At 72.8% G+C, this 17,034-nt stretch carries 14 protein-coding genes and 2 CRISPR repeat arrays; of the genes, 8 read left to right on the top strand and 6 right to left on the bottom strand.

The annotated features are described in order from the left end of the window. Window positions 1–82: 82 nt before the first annotated feature. From AB0O01_RS17515 to AB0O01_RS17505, 3 genes are read left to right on the top strand one after another with little or no spacing between them, the layout of a single operon-like run. Window positions 83–778 carry a glycosyltransferase family 2 protein gene (locus AB0O01_RS17515; protein ID WP_365314307.1) on the top strand — a complete coding sequence of 232 codons (696 nt, stop codon included), beginning with the start codon at window positions 83–85 and terminating at the stop codon, window positions 776–778. Beyond that, on the top strand, window positions 775–1,398 hold the full coding sequence (locus tag AB0O01_RS17510) for a DUF2064 domain-containing protein (RefSeq protein WP_365314305.1): 624 nt from the start codon (window positions 775–777) through the stop codon (window positions 1,396–1,398). The genes AB0O01_RS17515 and AB0O01_RS17510 overlap by 4 nt, the downstream gene beginning before the upstream one ends. Continuing rightward, window positions 1,395–2,171, top strand: a complete 777-nt coding sequence (locus AB0O01_RS17505) for a class I SAM-dependent methyltransferase (RefSeq protein WP_365314303.1) — start codon at window positions 1,395–1,397, stop codon at window positions 2,169–2,171. The genes AB0O01_RS17510 and AB0O01_RS17505 overlap by 4 nt, the downstream gene beginning before the upstream one ends. On the opposite strand, the gene AB0O01_RS17500 is transcribed toward AB0O01_RS17505, so the two are convergent. After that, complete coding sequence (locus AB0O01_RS17500; protein WP_365314301.1) at window positions 2,101–2,529, bottom strand: hypothetical protein; 429 nt, start codon at window positions 2,527–2,529, stop codon at window positions 2,101–2,103. The two genes, AB0O01_RS17505 and AB0O01_RS17500, sit on opposite strands and share 71 nt — an antisense overlap. A 92-nt stretch (window positions 2,530–2,621) precedes the next feature. Beyond that, window positions 2,622–3,902: a molybdopterin-dependent oxidoreductase gene (locus tag AB0O01_RS17495; protein WP_365314300.1), complete on the bottom strand. Its 1,281-nt coding sequence runs from the start codon at window positions 3,900–3,902 to the stop codon at window positions 2,622–2,624. A gap of 113 nt (window positions 3,903–4,015) precedes the next feature. On the opposite strand from AB0O01_RS17495, the gene AB0O01_RS17490 reads away from it, so the two are divergent. Next, entirely contained in the window at window positions 4,016–5,389 is a 1,374-nt protein-coding gene (locus AB0O01_RS17490; protein ID WP_365314299.1) for a hypothetical protein, read from the top strand. A gap of 21 nt (window positions 5,390–5,410) precedes the next feature. Here AB0O01_RS17490 and AB0O01_RS17485 read toward each other — a convergent pair whose 3' ends face one another. The 3 genes from AB0O01_RS17485 to AB0O01_RS17475 form a co-directional block, all read right to left on the bottom strand. Continuing rightward, the gene (locus AB0O01_RS17485; RefSeq protein WP_365314297.1) at window positions 5,411–7,399 is read right to left on the bottom strand and encodes a serine/threonine-protein kinase; all 1,989 of its coding nucleotides are present in this window, start codon (window positions 7,397–7,399) and stop codon (window positions 5,411–5,413) included. An 833-nt stretch (window positions 7,400–8,232) separates the two neighbouring features. Continuing rightward, a CRISPR array of direct repeats spans window positions 8,233–8,688; the repeat unit is 29 nt; unit sequence GTGGTCCCCGCGCATGCGGGGGTGGTCCC. A gap of 120 nt (window positions 8,689–8,808) precedes the next feature. Continuing rightward, window positions 8,809–9,360, bottom strand: coding sequence for a class IV adenylate cyclase (cyaB, locus tag AB0O01_RS17480; RefSeq protein ID WP_365314295.1), 552 nt, complete (start codon window positions 9,358–9,360; stop codon window positions 8,809–8,811). Between the two features lie 15 nt (window positions 9,361–9,375). After that, window positions 9,376–10,227, bottom strand: coding sequence for a helix-turn-helix domain-containing protein (locus AB0O01_RS17475; RefSeq protein ID WP_365314294.1), 852 nt, complete (start codon window positions 10,225–10,227; stop codon window positions 9,376–9,378). A 203-nt stretch (window positions 10,228–10,430) separates the two neighbouring features. On the opposite strand from AB0O01_RS17475, the gene AB0O01_RS17470 reads away from it, so the two are divergent. The 4 genes from AB0O01_RS17470 to AB0O01_RS17455 all read left to right on the top strand — a co-directional run bounded on the left by AB0O01_RS17470 (window position 10,431) and on the right by AB0O01_RS17455 (window position 16,082). After that, entirely contained in the window at window positions 10,431–10,775 is a 345-nt protein-coding gene (locus AB0O01_RS17470) for a hypothetical protein (protein ID WP_365314292.1), read from the top strand. 505 nt (window positions 10,776–11,280) lie between these two features. Next, a CRISPR array of direct repeats spans window positions 11,281–11,788; the repeat unit is 29 nt; unit sequence GCGGTCCCCGCGCATGCGGGGGTGGTCCC. A gap of 125 nt (window positions 11,789–11,913) precedes the next feature. Beyond that, the gene (locus AB0O01_RS17465) at window positions 11,914–12,321 is read left to right on the top strand and encodes a YciI family protein (protein ID WP_365314290.1); all 408 of its coding nucleotides are present in this window, start codon (window positions 11,914–11,916) and stop codon (window positions 12,319–12,321) included. A gap of 8 nt (window positions 12,322–12,329) precedes the next feature. Then, window positions 12,330–13,490 (top strand): DUF6596 domain-containing protein, encoded by a 1,161-nt coding sequence (locus AB0O01_RS17460; protein ID WP_365314418.1) that lies wholly within the window; start codon window positions 12,330–12,332, stop codon window positions 13,488–13,490. Window positions 13,491–14,114: 624 nt separating this feature from the next. After that, on the top strand, window positions 14,115–16,082 hold the full coding sequence (locus tag AB0O01_RS17455) for an FAD/NAD(P)-binding protein (protein WP_365314288.1): 1,968 nt from the start codon (window positions 14,115–14,117) through the stop codon (window positions 16,080–16,082). A 91-nt stretch (window positions 16,083–16,173) separates the two neighbouring features. On the opposite strand, the gene AB0O01_RS17450 is transcribed toward AB0O01_RS17455, so the two are convergent. After that, complete coding sequence (locus AB0O01_RS17450; protein ID WP_365314286.1) at window positions 16,174–16,806, bottom strand: hypothetical protein; 633 nt, start codon at window positions 16,804–16,806, stop codon at window positions 16,174–16,176. Between the last annotated feature and the right edge of the window lie 228 nt (window positions 16,807–17,034).

The following is a 17,034-nucleotide window of genomic DNA, read 5'->3' as shown; positions in this document are numbered from 1 at the left end:
GCGGGCGATGGACGCGCGGACGGCCCGACGTCCGCGTTTCGTAAGGAGCGGAAGTCCCGGATGTCCGTTTCTCGTTCGTAGGGTGAGCGCTGTGATCCCACCACCCCACGACGTCGATGTCGTCCTGCCCTGTCTGAACGAGGCCGAGGCGCTGCCCTGGGTCCTGGCCCGGATCCCGGAGGGCTGGCGGGCGGTCGTGGCCGACAACGGCTCCACCGACGGCTCGGCGGAGCTGGCCCGCGCGCTCGGCGCGCTGGTGGTGACGGAGCCGCGCCGGGGCTTCGGCGCCGCCTGCCACGCCGGGCTGTCGGCGGCCACCGCCGAGGTCGTCTGCTTCTGCGACTGCGACGCCTCCCTCGATCCGGCGCTGCTCGTCCCGTTCGTCGCCGAGATCCGGTCCGGCGCGGCCGATCTGGTGCTGGGGCGGCGCCGTCCGCGCGGCCGGGGCGCCTGGCCCGCGCACGCCCGCGCCGGGAACCTCGCCCTGGCCCGGATGCTGCGCCACCGCACCGGGCTGCGCCTGCACGACCTGGGCCCGCTGCGGGCGGCCCGACGGGAGCCGCTGCTCGGGCTCGGCCTCACCGACCGGCGCAGCGGCTATCCGCTGGAGATGGTGGTGCGCGCCGCCGACGCGGGCTGGCGGATCGCCGAGCACGACGTGCCGTATCTGCCGCGCACCGGGGTGTCCAAGGTGACCGGCACCTGGCGCGGCACCTGGCAGACCGTACGGGACATGCGGCGGGTGCTGGCCCGGCCGGTGGAGGGGGCCGCCGAATGACCACGCTCGTCGTCATCGCCAAGGAACCGCGCCCCGGCCGGGTCAAGACCCGGCTCACCCCGCGTTTCACCCCGGCCGAGGCCGCCGAACTGGCGGAGGCCGCGCTCGCCGACACCCTGGACACGGTGGCCGCCGCGCCCGCGACCCGGCGGCTGCTGGTCCTGGAGGGCACTCCGGGGCGCTGGCTGCCCCCGGGGTTCGAGGTGGTGGCGCAGTGCGCGGGCGGCCTGGACGCCCGGCTCGCGGACGCGTTCGCGCACTGCGCCGGTCCGGCCCTGCTGATCGGCATGGACACCCCGCAGGTCACGCCCGGACTGCTCACGGTCGATTTCGCGGACTGCGACGCGTACTTCGGCCCCGCCGAGGACGGCGGCTTCTGGGCGCTCGGGCTCGCCGCCCCCGATCCGGCGCTGCTGCGGGGTGTGCCGATGTCCACGCCCGTGACCGGGAAGGCGCAGCGGGAGCGGCTGACGGCGGCCGGGCTGCGGGTGCGGGACCTGCCCCGGCTGCGGGACGTCGACACCGCCGACGACGCCGAGGCGGTCGCCGCGCTGGCCCCGTACGGCCGTTTCGCCGCGTCGCTGGCCCGGCTGCACCGGCGGGCGGGCGGCGACCGGTGAGGCGGACGGCGCTCCCGGGCCCCGGGGAGCGGGACCGCACCTGGCCCGACGCCACCCCGGCCGACCCCTACGCCGCCGCCCTCCGCGCCGGGCACGGCCCGCTGTTCCTGCGCCGGGAGGACGGCTGGCTGCTGCCGCTGGAGGTGGAGCGGTGGTGCGCGCGGGCCGACGCCGTGGACCGGGACGTACTGGACCGCTGCGAGGGCGCGGTGCTGGACATCGGCTGCGGCCCGGGGCGGCTGGTCGCCGAACTCGCCGCCCGGGGCCGCCCCGCCCTCGGGGTCGATGTCAGCCCGGCCGCCGTCGCCCGCACCCGGCGCCTGGGCGGCCAGGCGATCCACCGCTCGGTGTTCGCCCCGCTGCCCGGCGAGGGCCGCTGGGACACGGTCCTGCTGATGGACGGCAACATCGGCATCGGCGGTGACCCGGACGCGCTCCTCGCCCGCACCGCCCGGCTGCTGCGCCCCGGCGGGCTGCTCATCGCCGAGACCGACCCCGCCGATGTCGACGAACGCACCCGCGTCCGGGTCGTCCCGCTCACCTCCGCCCGCGCCACCGGCACCCTCTTCCCCTGGGCCCGGCTCGGCACCCCGGCCCTGCTGCGCCGGGCGCACGGTTGGCGGACGGTCGGTCACTGGGCCGTCGGAGGCCGCCGCTTCGTCGCCCTGCGCACCGGCACCGCCCCGGGGCCGGGCACGGCCCTCACCCCCTCCGCCCCCGCCACCCCCGTACCGCCAGCACCACCGCCGACCCCCCGAACAGCACCGCGCTGATCACGAGCCAGCGGGTCAGGAATCCCGCCGAGGACAGTCCCGTCGCCGCCCGGTACCGTTCCGCCGTCACCATCCCGCTGATCAGCGGGAACCACACCGCCAGCAACAGCAGCGACAGCGCCGCCGGGACCCGGACGTACATCACCAGGTCCCGGTGCCCGCTCGCGGCGAGCCCCGCGGTGAGCGCCCGGTCCGCGCCCGCGTACAGCGGCAGCAGCACCAGATCGTGCAGCAGCGCCGCCCCGACCAGCCAGACCGCCACCCCGAACCAGTCGTCGGCGAACAGCCGGACCCCCGCGTAGGCGGCCAGCGCGAACGAGCAGGCGAGCAGCAGAAGTTGCAGCGGACTCCCGAGCACGTCCCGGAACCGGCTGGCCCTCCGCCCGCGCCCGCCCCCGCCCCCATGCCCATGCCCATGCCCGTGCCCGAGGCGCCACCCGTCCCGCCCCATCACAGCTCCCCGAACGTCATCCGGGCCACCCACTTGGTGTTCAGCACACCGGGCGCCGCCGGGACGATCACCCGGGCCGGGTAGCCGTGGTCCATGGACAGATCCTCCCCGTTGACGGTGAGGGCGAGCAGGGCGCGCGGGTCGGCGACCTGGTTGGCGCGCAGCGCGGCATGGCGGAAGGCGCCGCGCCGCTGGAGGGACTCCACCAGGACGTCCGGCGGATCGTCGCCGTGGCCGACCAGCGCGGCCAGCTCGGCGAGCCGGACACCGCGCCACCACTGGTCGGAGGTCGACCAGCCCTCCACGCAGGCGATGGGCAGGGCCGCGCTGTGCTGGGGCAGCCGCCGCAGATCGGCGCGGCTGAGGCGGACCGTGCCCGCGCGGCCGGTGACGACCAGCCGCCAGGTGTCGGCGCCGGTCTCCGCAGGGTCGATCCCCGCGTACGACGCCGTCTTGTTGATCTGGAAGCCGTTGGGGCCGCTGCCGGGGTCGGTGCCGCCGTGCGGGGCGAGGAGCGCGGTGTGGCGCAGGACGCCGTCGAAGCTGCGGCCGACGGTGGTGGCGAAGAGCAGCAGCGCGCCGCCGCCGATGAACCGGAGGGCCCCGCGCCGCAAGACGGTCGGGGAGTCCGGCCGGGGTGCGGCGAGGTCGTCCGGCCGGGGCGCGGCGAGTTCGTCGTCCTCCTCCCCCGCCCGCATCCGCCGCAGATTCCGCAGCGCCTTCGGGGTCTTCAGTGCCGCGTGCGCGGCGAACGCGGCGAAGAACACCCAGGCCCCGTAGAAGTGGAGGGTGTAGAAGGAGCCGGGGAAGATGTAGTCGAGCTGGATGTTCAGCACTCCGGTGACGAACTCGAACAGCGCGCCGCCCACCAGGAGCAGCAGGGAGAGCCGTTCCAGGGCGTGGGCCACCGAGCGGACCGGGGGCAGCGCGAACAGCCGGGGGATCACCGACCAGAGCTTGGCGAGCAGCACCGGGATCAGGGTGACCCCGAGGGTGACGTGCACGCCCTGGGTCAGCCGGTACAGCCAGTGCGGGTCGGTCGGCCAGGAGAAGAGATAGAAGCCGAGGAGCCCCTTGTCCGGGGTCTGGTCGTTGACCGGCGACAGATCGGGGTTGTAGGCGGCGTACGACAGCAGCCCGGTCACGAACAGGACGGTGATCCCGGCGAGCAGCACCAGGCCGAGCACCGAGGTGAAGCGGACCCCGCGCAGCGGGCTGCGCCAGAAGCCCGGCGATGTGGGGGAGAGGTGGGAGAGGGGGGAGTGGGGAGCGTCTCGCATGTGCCGACCGTAGAACCGCACCGGCCCGCCGAAGGGGGCACGACCCATGACGAAACGCTGACGTCCGGCCCGTTCGGCCGGGTCGGGCCGCCCACCCGGCCTAGCGTGCCGATGTGATCCGCACCCGCACCCCGCGCCCCTCCCCGTCCTCCCCGTCCACCGGCACCCGCCGCGATCTGTACGCCGCCGGGACCGCCGTCCTCCTCGTCCTGGCCGCCGTGCTGATCGGCCGTCATATCGAGGACACCGCCCACACCCTGTTCGTCGGCTGGCCCCCGCTGCTGGCCTCCTGGGGCCCGCACCTGGGCCCCGGCACCCCGGCCGCCGTCCTGATCGCCGCCGCGGCGGTGGTGTACGGTCCCGGACTCGCGGCCCGGCTGCGCTGGCGGGCGCTGCTCGCGGTGGCGTGGGCGTCCTCGCTGGCCTGGATCGTGTCGCTGGCCCTGATCGACGGCTGGCAGCGCGGCATCGCCGGGCGGCTCACCACCCGCTACGAGTATCTCCGGGTCATCGACCGGTTCCAGGACATCCCGGCCGCGCTGCACACCTTCACCGAGCACATCCTGATCGGCTCCCCCGACCCCTGGCCCGCCCATGTCGCCGGGCATCCTCCGGCGGCGACGCTCACCTTCGTGCTGCTGGACCGGGCCGGGCTGCGGGGCGGTGGCTGGGCCGGGATGTGGTGCGTGGTGCTGGGCGCGACGGCGTGCGTGGCGGTGCTGGTCGCGGTGCGGGCGCTCGCGGGCGAGGGGCTCGCGCGGCGGGCGGCGCCGTTCCTGGTGCTGGCTCCGGCGGCGGTGTGGATGGGTGCCTCGGCCGACGCGTACTTCGCGGCGGTGGCGGCGTGGGCGGTGGCCCTGCTGGCGCTGGCGCTGACCCGGGGCTCCCTGGCGGCGGCCGGCGGCTCCGGTCTCCTCTTCGGCCTGACCTGCTATCTCTCCTACGGTCTGACCCTGATGGCGGTGATCGGCGCGGCCGTCGTCCTCCTGGCCCGCCGGGGTCTGCGGGAACGTCCGGCGCTGCTGGTGCCGTTCGCGGTGGGGCTGGCGGTGGTGCCGGTGCTGTTCACGGCCGCCGGGTTCGACTGGTGGGAGGCGTACCGCCTGCTGGTGACCCGGTATCACCAGGGCGCGGGCGGCATCCGCCCCTACGGGTACTGGATCTGGGCCAACCTGGCGTGCACGGTGCTGATCACCGGCCTGGCGACGGCGGCGGGCCTGCGCCGGACCGGGGCGGCGCTGCTCCCCGGGGGCAGGGCGCCGGCCACCGCCGACACCCGCCTCGCCGTCCTCGTCACCGCCGCCCTGCTGGCTGTCCTCATCGCCGATCTGTCCGGGATGAGCAAGGCGGAGACGGAACGCATCTGGCTGCCGTTCGCCCTGTGGCTGCTGCCCTGCTGCGCGTTCCTCGACCGCCCCCGGGCCTGGCTCGCCGGACAGGCGGTGCTGGCGCTGCTGCTCAACCATCTGCTGCGCACGGGCTGGTGAGGGGCCGGGTCGGTGGTTCGCTCAGTCCGCGTCCTCGTTGGGGTACACGTCGATCACCTTGCCGTCGGGGTCGGCCGTCAGATAGCCGCTCTGGCTGTAGTCGTTGATGAGGTAGGCCGCCATGTGCTTCGGGTCGCCGAAGGTGGGGTCGTCGCCGTTCACCGCGAGATAGCGCGAGGTGACGTCCTTGACGTTGAGTTCCTTCTCGGCCCGCTCGAACAGGGCGGGGACGGCGTCCCAGTCGAAGGCGTCGACGTCGAAGGGGCTGTCCATCGCGCCCACCGAGCCGTTGATGATGCCCTTGGTGGCGCCCTCGCCCGGCCGGTAGCTCCAGGATTCGTAGCGGCTCTTGCTGCCCTTGACCATGACATCGGCCGAGACATACTCCGGGTACACCGACAGACTGCTCATCTGGTCCGTGCCGGTGGCCTTCTTGAGCGCCGCGAGGGCGGTGCGGATGCCGTCGGGGGTGAGCAGGTCGGAGGGGTCCTCGTCACCGCCGCCGGAGTCCCCCGAGCCACCGGAATCGTCCGATCCCGCAGGGGTCTCCCCCGGTGTCTCCGCCGGGTTGTCGGCCGGGGTCTCCGCCGGGGTGCCGGCGCCGCTGCCGTCGTCGCTCGCCGAGGCCCCCGGCGAGTCCGCCGCTCCGGCGCCCGCCGGGTCGCCGCCCCCGTCGGGCAGGAAGTTCCACAGCAGGACGCCGATCAGGACCATCGAGGCGACCGACGACCCGATCAGGATCCGGCCGATCCGCCGCCGCAGCCGGTCGTCCCGGTCACCGCCCCCACCCTGCGTCCCCACGGGCGCGGTCGCCTCGTAGGGGTGGTTGGGGGTGGCGGCGGATGTGGCATAGGGATTCGCGTGCGGCCCGGTGGTCCCCGAGCCGGTGAGCCGCGCCCCCGGGTATTGGGGGCCGGTGCCCTGCGAGTCGACGGGGTGTGCGCCGGGGTACGGGGACCCGGTCGCCTGCCCGCCGGGGTACTGGGGCCCGGTGTTCTGCGAACCGGTCGGCTGCGAACCGGGGTACTGCGATCCCGGTGGGGCCAGGGCGTACGAGGTCATCGCGCCGGCCGAGGTCGGGGGCACCGCGCCCGGCGGCGGCCCGAAACCACCCGCTCCCGTACCCGCTGCCGGTCCCGTGCCCGGACCCGGGGCCGCTCCGGTGCTGTCGTCCGTCTCCGCCCGCGCCAGCATCGCGTCCATCGTCGCCACGTCCGGCCGCAGCGCCGGGTCCTTGGCCAGGACCGAGACGAGCAGCGGGGTCAGCGCACCGGCCCGGACCGGCGGGGGCAGTTCCTCGCGCAGCACGGCGGCGAGGGTGGCCAGGGTGGTGGCGCGGCGCAGGGGATGGTGGCCCTCGACGGCGACGTACAGCATCATCGCGAGGGACCACAGGTCGGACTCGGGTCCGCCGTCGCCGCCGGAGATGCGTTCCGGGGCCATGTAGTCGGGGGTGCCGATGACGGATCCGGTGGCGGTGAGGGCCGTCGACTCACGGATGGCGGCGATGCCGAAGTCGGTGAGGACGGGGCGGCCGTCGGGGCGGAGCAGGACGTTGGCGGGTTTCACGTCCCGGTGCTGGATGCCCGCGCTGTGGGCGGCGCGCAGGGCGCCGAGGAGTTCGCGGCCGAGGCGGGCGGCCTCGCCGGGTGCCATGGGGCCGCGGGCGAGGCGTCCTTCGAGGGAGCCGCCGGTGACCAGTTCCATGACCAGCCACGGGTAGACGTGCTCGGCGCCGTCGACCACATGGTGGATGGTCACCACATTGGGATGCTCGACGCGGGCGAGGGCGCGGGCCTCGCGCAGCACCCGTTCGCGCAGTTGCCGCGCGGCCTCCGGGTCGTACTCGGCCAGCCCCGGGTCCGGGGGCCGGACCTCCTTCAGGGCGACGGCCCGGTCCAGGACCAGGTCCCGCGCCCGCCACACCGTGCCCATGCCTCCGCCGCCGAGCCGCGCCTCCAGCTCGAACCGGTCATCGATCACCCGTCTGCCGGGCGCGCCCTCGTTCATCGCCCGCAGCATACGAGACCCCACTGACATCAGGGACACCCGTCCCGCGTCCTGGAAGGGGAGAGGCGGAGGCGGGGAGGGACGGAGATCTACGCGGACGCCCCCGCCATACCGCCGTTCGCATCCGTTCCGCCGCAGGGTGGTGGCCGCCCAGGGCAGCCGACGCGCTGTCCACAGAGACGGAAGCCCCCGCCCGCCGACGAGGCCGAGTCGGATTCGACCACCACGCGAGGTAGAACCCGAAGGTCAGCGAGCGGCCAGCCGGAGCCCCAGCCCCCCTCATCGGATTCGAACGACAACTGTCGCTCTCTCTACCCATAGGGGCGAGATCTCGCCAGGGCGTGCCGGACACCGCCACGCCATGCACTTCCCACTGATCAGCGCCATGCGGCCTGCCACGCGGTCCGGCTCGTGACACCTGATGCCGGACCGTCCGCTCACGCAGCGACGGACTCCCGGCCAGGCCACTGCCGCCTCCGGTCGGCTGACACCTTGGGCTGCCGATGTCGTGTCACTGTCCAAAGCCGTGACCATGCACATCGGCCAGGAGCGCGAGGCCCCCGACCTGGCTGAAGGGCAGCGAACTCAGGACGAATCCGGGACGGTATCAACGCTTGTGCCACCTTCAGGGCCGGGGGCACAACAGCGCTCGAAGACCCTGACTGGACATCACCCTTCACGACGCCGTCGGCAAGAATGGAGCAGGCGTAGCGAAAGGGAGTCAGGCGGCAAGCACAAGGGGGAGAAGATTGCCCTATATGTCAGCAAGGTCGGAGTTTGGCAAAATGGGTAAAATCCGCACCCGCCAGCGATAAAGGCGCAGGTGGGCTCCTGTGGTCCCCGCGCATGCGGGGGTGGTCCCCATGTCCCTGCGGGGTCGTCCCTGAAATCCAGGTGGTCCCCGCGCATGCGGGGGTGGTCCCACGTCGCCGGGGCGCAACTCATGGGCGTGGACGTGGTCCCCGCGCATGCGGGGGTGGTCCCGCGCCGGGGTCCGGGGCGTGGGCCGGAACCGTGTGGTCCCCGCGCATGCGGGGGTGGTCCCTGCCGGTCGAGCGTCCACGCGTCCTCCTCGGCGTGGTCCCCGCGCATGCGGGGGTGGTCCCTCGGGCTCTTCCCGACCGAAGACGTTGTCGTCGTGGTCCCCGCGCATGCGGGGGTGGTCCCGGTCCCACCTGACACGTGACACGCGCAGTTTCGTGGTCCCCGCGCATGCGGGGGTGGTCCCTCGGGGCCGCTGATCTGAAGCGTCCGGGCGTCGTGGTCCATGCGCATGCGGGGCTGGCTCGACCTGCCGGGCCTTGAAGTCCTCGCGACCTAGGCAGGGGGCGTTTCGGCACGGCCCGGGATGCAGCGAATGCGGTAATAAGATCACCGGCATTGCTGGACCAGCATGGCCCGAGGGTCACTCATCCGCGCTGGGCTGTGACCGCAGCCGTGTACGTGTCCCGGGTGAGGTCGGCCTGTTCGATGCCGAGGGCGGCGAGGACGGCTCGGACATCCGACAGGGCTGCGTCCACGTCGCTCTCGGCGACGAGCGTCTCCAGTTCCAGAAAGGTCCCGTCGATCTCCGGGACCCGCACCAGCGTTGCGAGCATCGTCCTGCCGTGCGCCTCGAAGTCGTAGTTCCGGCATCGCTTCTCGAACGCGACGACCGGCACGTAGCCGAGGCCGCGCAGAATCGCATGGGCCGCATCCGTGTCCACGGCCGTCTCGTGCTCCGGTTTCGAGCCGGAAGCCGGATCGACGGCCGCGCCCTTGAATGTCAGCAGTGTGCGGGTGCCGTCCCTACCGTGCACTGTCCGCACCCGCAGTTCTTCATCAGCCATGTCGAGAGACCGGTCCGGCCTGTCGTAGTAGGTGTCCTGGTACACCTCGACCCGGGCTGCCGCCCGCTCCTCCAGCCTCCGCATGACCGCTTCCGGCGAGTGCACCCGCGCCTTCAACTCAGCCTCAATCACAGCCGTCTCCCTTCTTCACACCGTGCGTTCCCCATCGGCAAGGACCGTCTCAAACATCCGTCGGAACCCACGGAACAGCGGTCCGTGAGGCGTCGCCATGACCTTGTAGGTAGCCGACTCATGTCCTTCCCAACCGGCATCGAATGCGCTGACGAACAGGGTGGAGTCCGTGCGGATCAGCCGCCACGTGGGCAGTGTCCGATAGCGCCACACTCCGATGTCGACCACCCCCGCAAGCTCCCTCAGCCGAGCCTCGGTCAGCCGGACCCCGCCCGCGAGGGATTCGGTGGACTCTCCGATCTCGGCCGCCCGCTGGGCCAGGGCGTCGCAGTCCGGGTCGAGTAGCGCTATCCGGAGGCGCAGCCCGTTGCCGCCTTGTTCTCGTGGCAGACAGACCCGCAGCAGGCTGTCGTTCAACCCGATCAGACCGAGCCCGCGCACAGCGAGCACGTCCAGCTCTCCGGCTTCCCGGGCATGTTGCTGGATCTCTTCGGCTGCGGAACTCTGCGCGGCGTACACGCGCACGACTTCGGGGAACGCAGCCAGGTCGAACGCTGCCCCACCGGATCGCTTCTCCCTGCTCGCCGCCAGGCCGAGCAGGTGGCGGGCGTCGTCGGGCATGCGCAGCCCATCGGCGATCCGCTCATACACATCGAGGCGGGATACCTCGCGCCGCCCGTTGATGATCTCGTTGACGCGGGCCTGCGTCATTCCTGTAGCAACAGCGATGCGGGCCTGGCTAGCACCCGAGTACTGCTGAACGTGCCGGAAAACGGCGCCGATGTCCCGGCCGCGCAGTGCCTTGCGAACCTCCGCGTGTTCCCAGGCCCAGGTGGGAAGGTCGATCGGCTGGAGTGCGGTTGACACGGCATGCCCCCTCCACGAACGGGATGGGAAACCATCCCACGGTGAGATTACCGTTGAGGAGTCGCCATCACACGGTCCGTCACAACAGGCTGGGTGCAGACAGAGACCCCTGCGACCGCGCGAACGGCCCCGGGGCACGGCCGACGCTGAAGGGGCGCCGACATGCAGAACGCTACCGCCGAACACTCCCGGAGGGCGGGCCGATGACCGCCCCCGTCCGCGACATCCTGACCGAGGCGCTCAGCCTCCTCGTCCTCCCGTCGCTGCCCGTACTTTCGGACGAGCAAGTGCGAGGTGAGGTGTGCGTGTGGAACCCGGCAGAGGCCCGGTTGTCCGCCGAGACGGCGGTCGACCTCGGTGAGCGCAAGGACGGAGGCCGCCGCTGGTTCCCCCGCGCCTGCCGCACCCACACCGGCCTCACCGCCTACCGCGCCCTCCTGGACCACGCACCCACCTGCGAGCAGTGCGTCGACAACCACACCGGCTGCCCCATCGGCCGCCCACTGGCGCGGTTGACCCGCCTCTACCACCGGGCGGCCGGCCAATGATCTGCCAGCGGTGCGGTGAACAGATTCAGCCGGACGAGCCCTACGACCAGCTCGACAACCCCGGGGAGAGTCGCGGCGGCTGCACCATCTACCTTCACAAGGCGCCCTGCCCGACAGGCGCCGACCGATGACCACCTCCCGCCCCCTGTGGTCGGCGGGGGCGGGAGGCGACCAGTGCACTCCTCACCGGGACGCACCGGCGGCAGGAAGGACGTGCTGACACCGCCCCGGTCTCCGGGCCGACCGGGCACCGGGGCCGTAGACCAGCCGAATTCCGGACGACGTCAACGCCTAAGCCACCCCGAGGGCCCGGGGGACCAAAACGGGAAGAGTGGAACCCGGTGATGGACGACACAGCCTTCAGCCAGAATGGAGCAGGCGGCGAACCAGGAGTCCGGTGGTAAGCACCCAGAGAAGCAAGTTGCCCCAAATGCCCGCGAGGTCGGAGTTTGGCAAAGTGGGTAAAATCCGCACCTGCCACTAACAAACGCGCAGGTCGGCCCCTGCGGTCCCCGCGCATGCGGGGGTGGTCCCTCGACCTCGGTGACGTCGGCGACCGTGACCATGCGGTCCCCGCGCATGCGGGGGTGGTCCCGCCGTCGACATGCGGGACGGAATGGAATGGGCGCGGTCCCCGCGCATGCGGGGGTGGTCCCGGGACCCTCACGGTCCTCACCAACGACGTGGCGCGGTCCCCGCGCATGCGGGGGTGGTCCCTCCTCGGTCCGCCGCACCACCCACCGGTCGATGCGGTCCCCGCGCATGCGGGGGTGGTCCCTCCAGCAGCACCACCCGGTGGTTGCTGGACGCGCGGTCCCCGCGCATGCGGGGGTGGTCCCCAGTCCTGCATCGCGGCCCGGCCCCGACCATCGCGGTCCCCGCGCATGCGGGGGTGGTCCCTGGTGCATATCTGGGCGGATGACGCGGATGGTGCGGTCCCCGCGCATGCGTGGGTGATCCCAGGGCCTCGGCCCCCGCCCGGTCCCCGGCCCCGCGCATACCGGGACGGCTCCGCCCCGCCCTGACCGGAAAGAGTGGGAAAAGTTCGGGTGAGGATGTCGAGATCCGTGGGTCGGCTCCGTCCCTGGTGTACATACGACCGCAAGGGGTCGTCAGGAGCATCGAGGAGAGAGCGACCATGGCCAAGTATCTGCTGCTCAAGCACTACCGGGGCGCCCCGGCCGCCGTGAACGACGTGCCGATGGACCGGTGGACGCCGGAGGAGATCGCGGCGCACATTCAGTACATGGGCGACTTCGCGGACCGGCTGCGGGAGAGCGGGGAGTTCGTCGACGAGCGGGCGCTGTCGCCGGAGGGGCTCTGGGTGCGGTTCGACGGGGAGGGGCGTCCGCCGGTCACCGACGGGCCGTTCGCGGAGACCAAGGATCTGATCGCGGGATGGATGGTGATCGACGTCGACAGCCGGGCACGGGCGGTCGAGCTGGCCGGGGAGCTGTCGGCGGCGCCGGGCGCGGGCGGGCGGCCGATCCACGAGTGGCTGGAGCTCCGGCCGCTGCTCGGCGCGGCGCCCACCGTCACGGAGTGACCGGCGCCATGGACGAGGCCCTGCTCAGAAGCCTCACGCCGGGCGTGCTGGGCATCCTCGTCCGGCGCGGGGCGGACTTCGCGGCGGCGGAGGACGCCGTGCAGGACGCGCTGGTGGAGGCGGTGCGGGTGTGGCCGGGCGGGGCGCCCCGGGATCCCAAGGGGTGGCTGGTCGCGGTGGCGTGGCGGCGATTCCTGGACGCGAGCCGGTCGGAGGCGGCACGGCGGCGCCGGGAGGAGCGGGTGGAGGAGGAGCCGCCTCCGGGGCCCGCGTCCGAGGTGGACGACACGCTGCGGCTGTACTTCCTGTGCGCGCATCCCTCGCTGAGTCCGTCGTCGGCGGTGGCGCTGACGCTGCGCGCGGTCGGCGGGCTCACCACCCGGCAGATCGCACGGGCGTACCTGGTGCCGGAGGCGACGATGGCGCAGCGCATCAGCCGGGCCAAGCGGACGGTGTCCGGGGTGCGGCTGGACCGGCCCGGCGACGTCTCCACCGTGCTGCGGGTGCTGTACCTGGTCTTCAACGAGGGGTACGCGGGCGATGTCGATCTGGCCGCCGAGGCGATCCGGCTGACCCGGCAGCTCGCGGCGGTCATCGACCATCCGGAGGTGGCGGGGCTGCTGGCGCTGATGCTGCTGCACCATGCCCGGTGGGCGTCGCGGACCGGGCCGGACGGGGCGCTGGTGCCGCTGGCCGGGCAGGACCGGGGGCGCTGGGACACGGAGATGATCGCGGAGGGCGTCGGGATCCTCCAGGGGGCGCTGGCCCTGGACCGGCTGGGCGAGTTCCAGGCGCAGGCGGCCATCGCGGCCCTGCACGCGGACGCGCCGACCGCCGGGGAGACGGACTGGCCGCAGATCGTGGAGTGGTACGACGAGTTGGTGCGGCTGACGGACAGTCCCGTGGTCCGGCTGAACCGGGCGGTGGCGGTGGGCGAGGCGGACGGGCCGGGCGCCGGTCTCGCGGCGCTCGCCGGGCTGGACGCCTCGCTGCCGCGGCACCCGGCGGTGGCGGCGCACCTCCATGAGCGGGCCGGGGACCTGCCGCTCGCGGCCCGGCTGTACGCGGAGGCCGCCGAGCGGGCGCCCACGGTCGGCGAACGCGACCACCTGACCCGGCAGGCGGCCCGCCTCAACACGGCGGCGCGCGGCAGGCAGAGGGGCGCGTGATCCGGAGCGACCCGTACGACCGGGCGCGGCAGGCAGAGGGGCGGCGCGCGATCCGGAGTGACCTCTCCGACCGGGCACGACAGCACCGCACGCAAACCAGAGCGACCCGCACGACCCGACACGACAGCACCACCCACAATCCCGAGCGACCCACACGACCCGACACCACAGCACCACCCACAATCCCGAGCGATCTCTACGGCCGGGCGCGGCAGCAGGTCTCGCGATCCGGAGTGACCTGTGTCGATTCCGTCGCCCGGGCGCGGTCGGCCGGGGCTGATTCCGGTCGTCGGCGGGCAAAGGCGCAGGTCGCGCCGGGGGGACGGCGGGGTGGCCGGGGGTGGGGAAAAGGGTGGTCGGCCGGTGCCGGGAGCCCGGTTCCCGCTCCCCCGCGCCCGCCGCCCGCCCCGCCCCACTCCCCCACCCCACCTGATGAATTGGGCCCGTACGGCGCGGAATAGGCACAGACACCCCACAGTCTCCCCCCACCACCTCACAACTGATTCCGCATCAATATTGCTCATCTACAACGAATTTCGCACTTAACTATCACGACAACCACTGTTTAGCATCTCGATCACCCCCCACGTCTCCGGATTCCGTACTCATGCGTGGAGGACTGGCATGCCCGGTTTCAGTGATCGTGAACTCGGTATGGGACGGCGCATCACCCGCCGTGACTTCATCGACGGGGTGGCCGTCGGCACGGCCGCGGTCGCCGCCGCCACCGCGCTTCCCGGCATCGCCCAGGCCGCCCCGGGCGCGGGCAAGGGCAATGGACACGGGGGGCATGGCAATGGTCATGGCAACGGCCACGGACACGGTCCGAAAACCCCCTACCCGCCCACCGAAACCGGCCTGAAAGGCCAGGGCGCGGGCTCCTACGACGTCGCCCACGCCGTCCGCAACGGCGACTTCGACCCCGGGAAGATCAACGGCACCAAGGAGTCGTACGACCTGGTCGTGGTCGGTGCCGGGCTGAGCGGGCTCGCCGCCGCCCACCTCTACCGCAAGCACGCCGGGAAGAACGCCCGGGTGCTGATCCTGGACGCCCTGGACGACTTCGGCGGTCACGCCCGCCGCAACGAGTTCCAGGTCGGCCGCAGTCTGCTGCTCTCCAACGGCGGCACCGTCAACATCGACACCCCCAGCACCTGGACCCGCGCCTCGCGCGACCTGCTCACCAAGGATCTCGGCGTCGACCTCAAGGCGCTGGAGGCCACCGTCAAGAGCGACGCCTACGCCCCCTACTCCCTGCGCAGCGCCACCCTCTTCAACGCCGAGCGGTGGGGCAGGGACCAGTTGGTCATCCGGGAGTCGGGCGAGTCCTGGGCGTCGTATGTCACCAAGCTGCCGATGGGGGCGGCGAGCCGGGCGGCGCTGGTCCGGCTCTACACCACCACCGAGGACTTCTACCCGGGGCTGACCGACGCGCAGAAGAAGGAGATCCTGGCGCGCACCCCGTACGAGACCTATCTGCGCGAGAAGATCGGGATGGACGACGACGCGCTGGAGGTCGTCAAGCGGGGCACGAACGGGCTGTGGGGCGTCAATGTGGACCGGGTCGCGGCGGCCGACGCCTGGGCGACCGGGCAGCCGGGTTTCGGCGGCCTCAACCTGGCGCACACCCCCTGGCCCGGCGCCGGTTTCACCCCGCTGATGCAGCTCGCCGAGACCGACGACGACGGCTACTTCTACTTCCCCGAGGGCAACGCCGCCCTCGCCCGGCTGCTGGTCAGCAGGCTGATCCCGGACGCGTTCGACGAGCGCCGCCCCGACTGGCGCGACATCGTCACCGCCAGGGCCGACTACGGACGCCTGGACCGCCCCGGCAGCAAGGTCCGCATCCGGCTCGCCAGCACCGCGTTCAGCGTCCGCAACGACGGGCGGCGCGGGGTGGACGTCCACTATGCCAAGGGCGGGCGCAGCTACCACGTCCGCGCCAAGGGCGTGGTGATGGCCTGCTGGAACTCGGTCGCCTCGTACGTCATGCCCGAACTCCCCGCCGAGCAGGCCACGGCGATGCGCTACGGCGTCAAGGTGCCGCTGGTGTACGCGCGGGTGGCGCTGCGCGACTGGCAGCCGTTCGCGCGGGCCCGGGTGAGCCGGGTGTCCACCCCGTCCCGTTTCTTCAGCAGCTTCGGGCTGCCCACGGTCACCGAGATCGGCGACTTCAAGATGCCGAGTCGCCCCGAACTGCCCACCGTGGTCTCCCTGTCGGCGACCCCGAACCAGCCCGGACTGATCTGTCGCGACCAGCACAAGGCGGGGCGGCGGCAACTGATGCGGATGCCGTTCGAGGACTTCGAGCGCGAGATCCGCGACTCGATGGCCCGCTCCCTGTCCTCGTACGGCTTCGACCCGGCCCGGGACATCACCGCGGTGACCGTGAACCGCTGGGCGCACGGCTACGCCTACGAGTACAACTCGCTGGACGACCCGCATCTGTTCCGCCCGGAGTCCGAGCGGCCCTATGCCCAGGCCCGCCGCCCGGTCGGCCGGATCACCATCGCCAACTCCGACGCCGAGGGCTTCGGCTACACCCAGGCGGCGTTCGACGCGGCGCACCGGGCGGTGTCGCAGTTGCTGTGAGCCGCTGGTGAGCCGGGCGGCCACGCCGCCCGGCTCCACAGCCCTGCCCGGCTCCGGGCTCCACAGCCCCACCGGGGGCGGCGGCGGGTGCTCAGTACAGCTTCTTCACCGCGGTGTTGAGGGTGTTCTTCCACGGGATCACGGGCGGATCGCCCCAGTAGCTCTCCCACAGGACCAGCGTCACCGTGTCGCCGTCGCGGCCCACGCCCCATAGGTAGTTGTAGTCGGGGCGCTCGGTGGCGTTGGAGTCGAAGGTGTGCATCCCCTGAAGGGTGGCGCCCTCCTCGACGTTGATCACCCCGTGGTCGCGGTAGGTCGCGGTCACGCCGGGCCGCTGCGGAGCGTGCGCGCAGGCGAGGTAGTCCTGCCGGGCCTGGTCCGCGAAGGCGATGGCCTCGGCCTCGGTGTCGAAGACCGCCACCCTCTGCTGGGCGAGCGCGGTCTCCGCGGTGGTGAAGTCCCGGTGCCATACATTGACTTCGGGCGGCTCGGCGGGCCAGCTCACCGAACAGCCGAGATCGTAGCCCCACCCCCGGGCGGTCGGCTTGGCGCGCCACGACTCGGTCTTCGGCAGGTCGGAGAGGTACAGGGTCCCCGGCTGCGGTCGCCACTGGTCGGCAGCCACCGCCCGGCCCGGAGCCACCCCGGCCCCCAGGACCCCGACCGCCAGCACCGCGGCCCCCACCGCGACCGCGCCTCCGCGCCGCCGTGCACGTACCCCCATGGCTTCCCTTCCTCCATACGCTCAGATCACCCCGTTCCGTACCGAACCGGGGCGGACTCCCTCCACGGTAGGGTGCCGGCACCCCGTACGGCAGGGCCTTTCGGTGGGAATGACCGAAAAATTCACCGCTGTTGGCCGAGGGGACGGCCAGTGCGGTGACCGCGGGCGCAGCAGCCGTCGCCCGCCGCCGCGCTGGAGCTTTCCTCCGGGTCGGCTCGGCGAACCACC

Source organism: Streptomyces sp. NPDC093252, from assembly GCF_040683675.1.
In the GTDB taxonomy this organism is placed as follows: Bacteria; Actinomycetota; Actinomycetes; order Streptomycetales; family Streptomycetaceae; genus Streptomyces.
This window is presented reverse-complemented; position numbering and strand designations above follow the sequence as displayed.

Coding starts and splice junctions, on each gene's coding strand:
- AB0O01_RS17510 (WP_365314305.1), top strand. CDS start 775: ATGACCACGCTCGTCGTCATCGCCAAGGAACCGCGCCCCGGCCGGGTC.
- AB0O01_RS17495 (WP_365314300.1), bottom strand. CDS start 3,902: ATGCGAGACGCTCCCCACTCCCCCCTCTCCCACCTCTCCCCCACATCG.
- AB0O01_RS17485 (WP_365314297.1), bottom strand. CDS start 7,399: ATGAACGAGGGCGCGCCCGGCAGACGGGTGATCGATGACCGGTTCGAG.
- AB0O01_RS17470 (WP_365314292.1), top strand. CDS start 10,431: ATGACCGCCCCCGTCCGCGACATCCTGACCGAGGCGCTCAGCCTCCTC.
- AB0O01_RS17465 (WP_365314290.1), top strand. CDS start 11,914: ATGGCCAAGTATCTGCTGCTCAAGCACTACCGGGGCGCCCCGGCCGCC.
- AB0O01_RS17460 (WP_365314418.1), top strand. CDS start 12,330: ATGGACGAGGCCCTGCTCAGAAGCCTCACGCCGGGCGTGCTGGGCATC.
- AB0O01_RS17455 (WP_365314288.1), top strand. CDS start 14,115: ATGCCCGGTTTCAGTGATCGTGAACTCGGTATGGGACGGCGCATCACC.
- AB0O01_RS17450 (WP_365314286.1), bottom strand. CDS start 16,806: ATGGGGGTACGTGCACGGCGGCGCGGAGGCGCGGTCGCGGTGGGGGCC.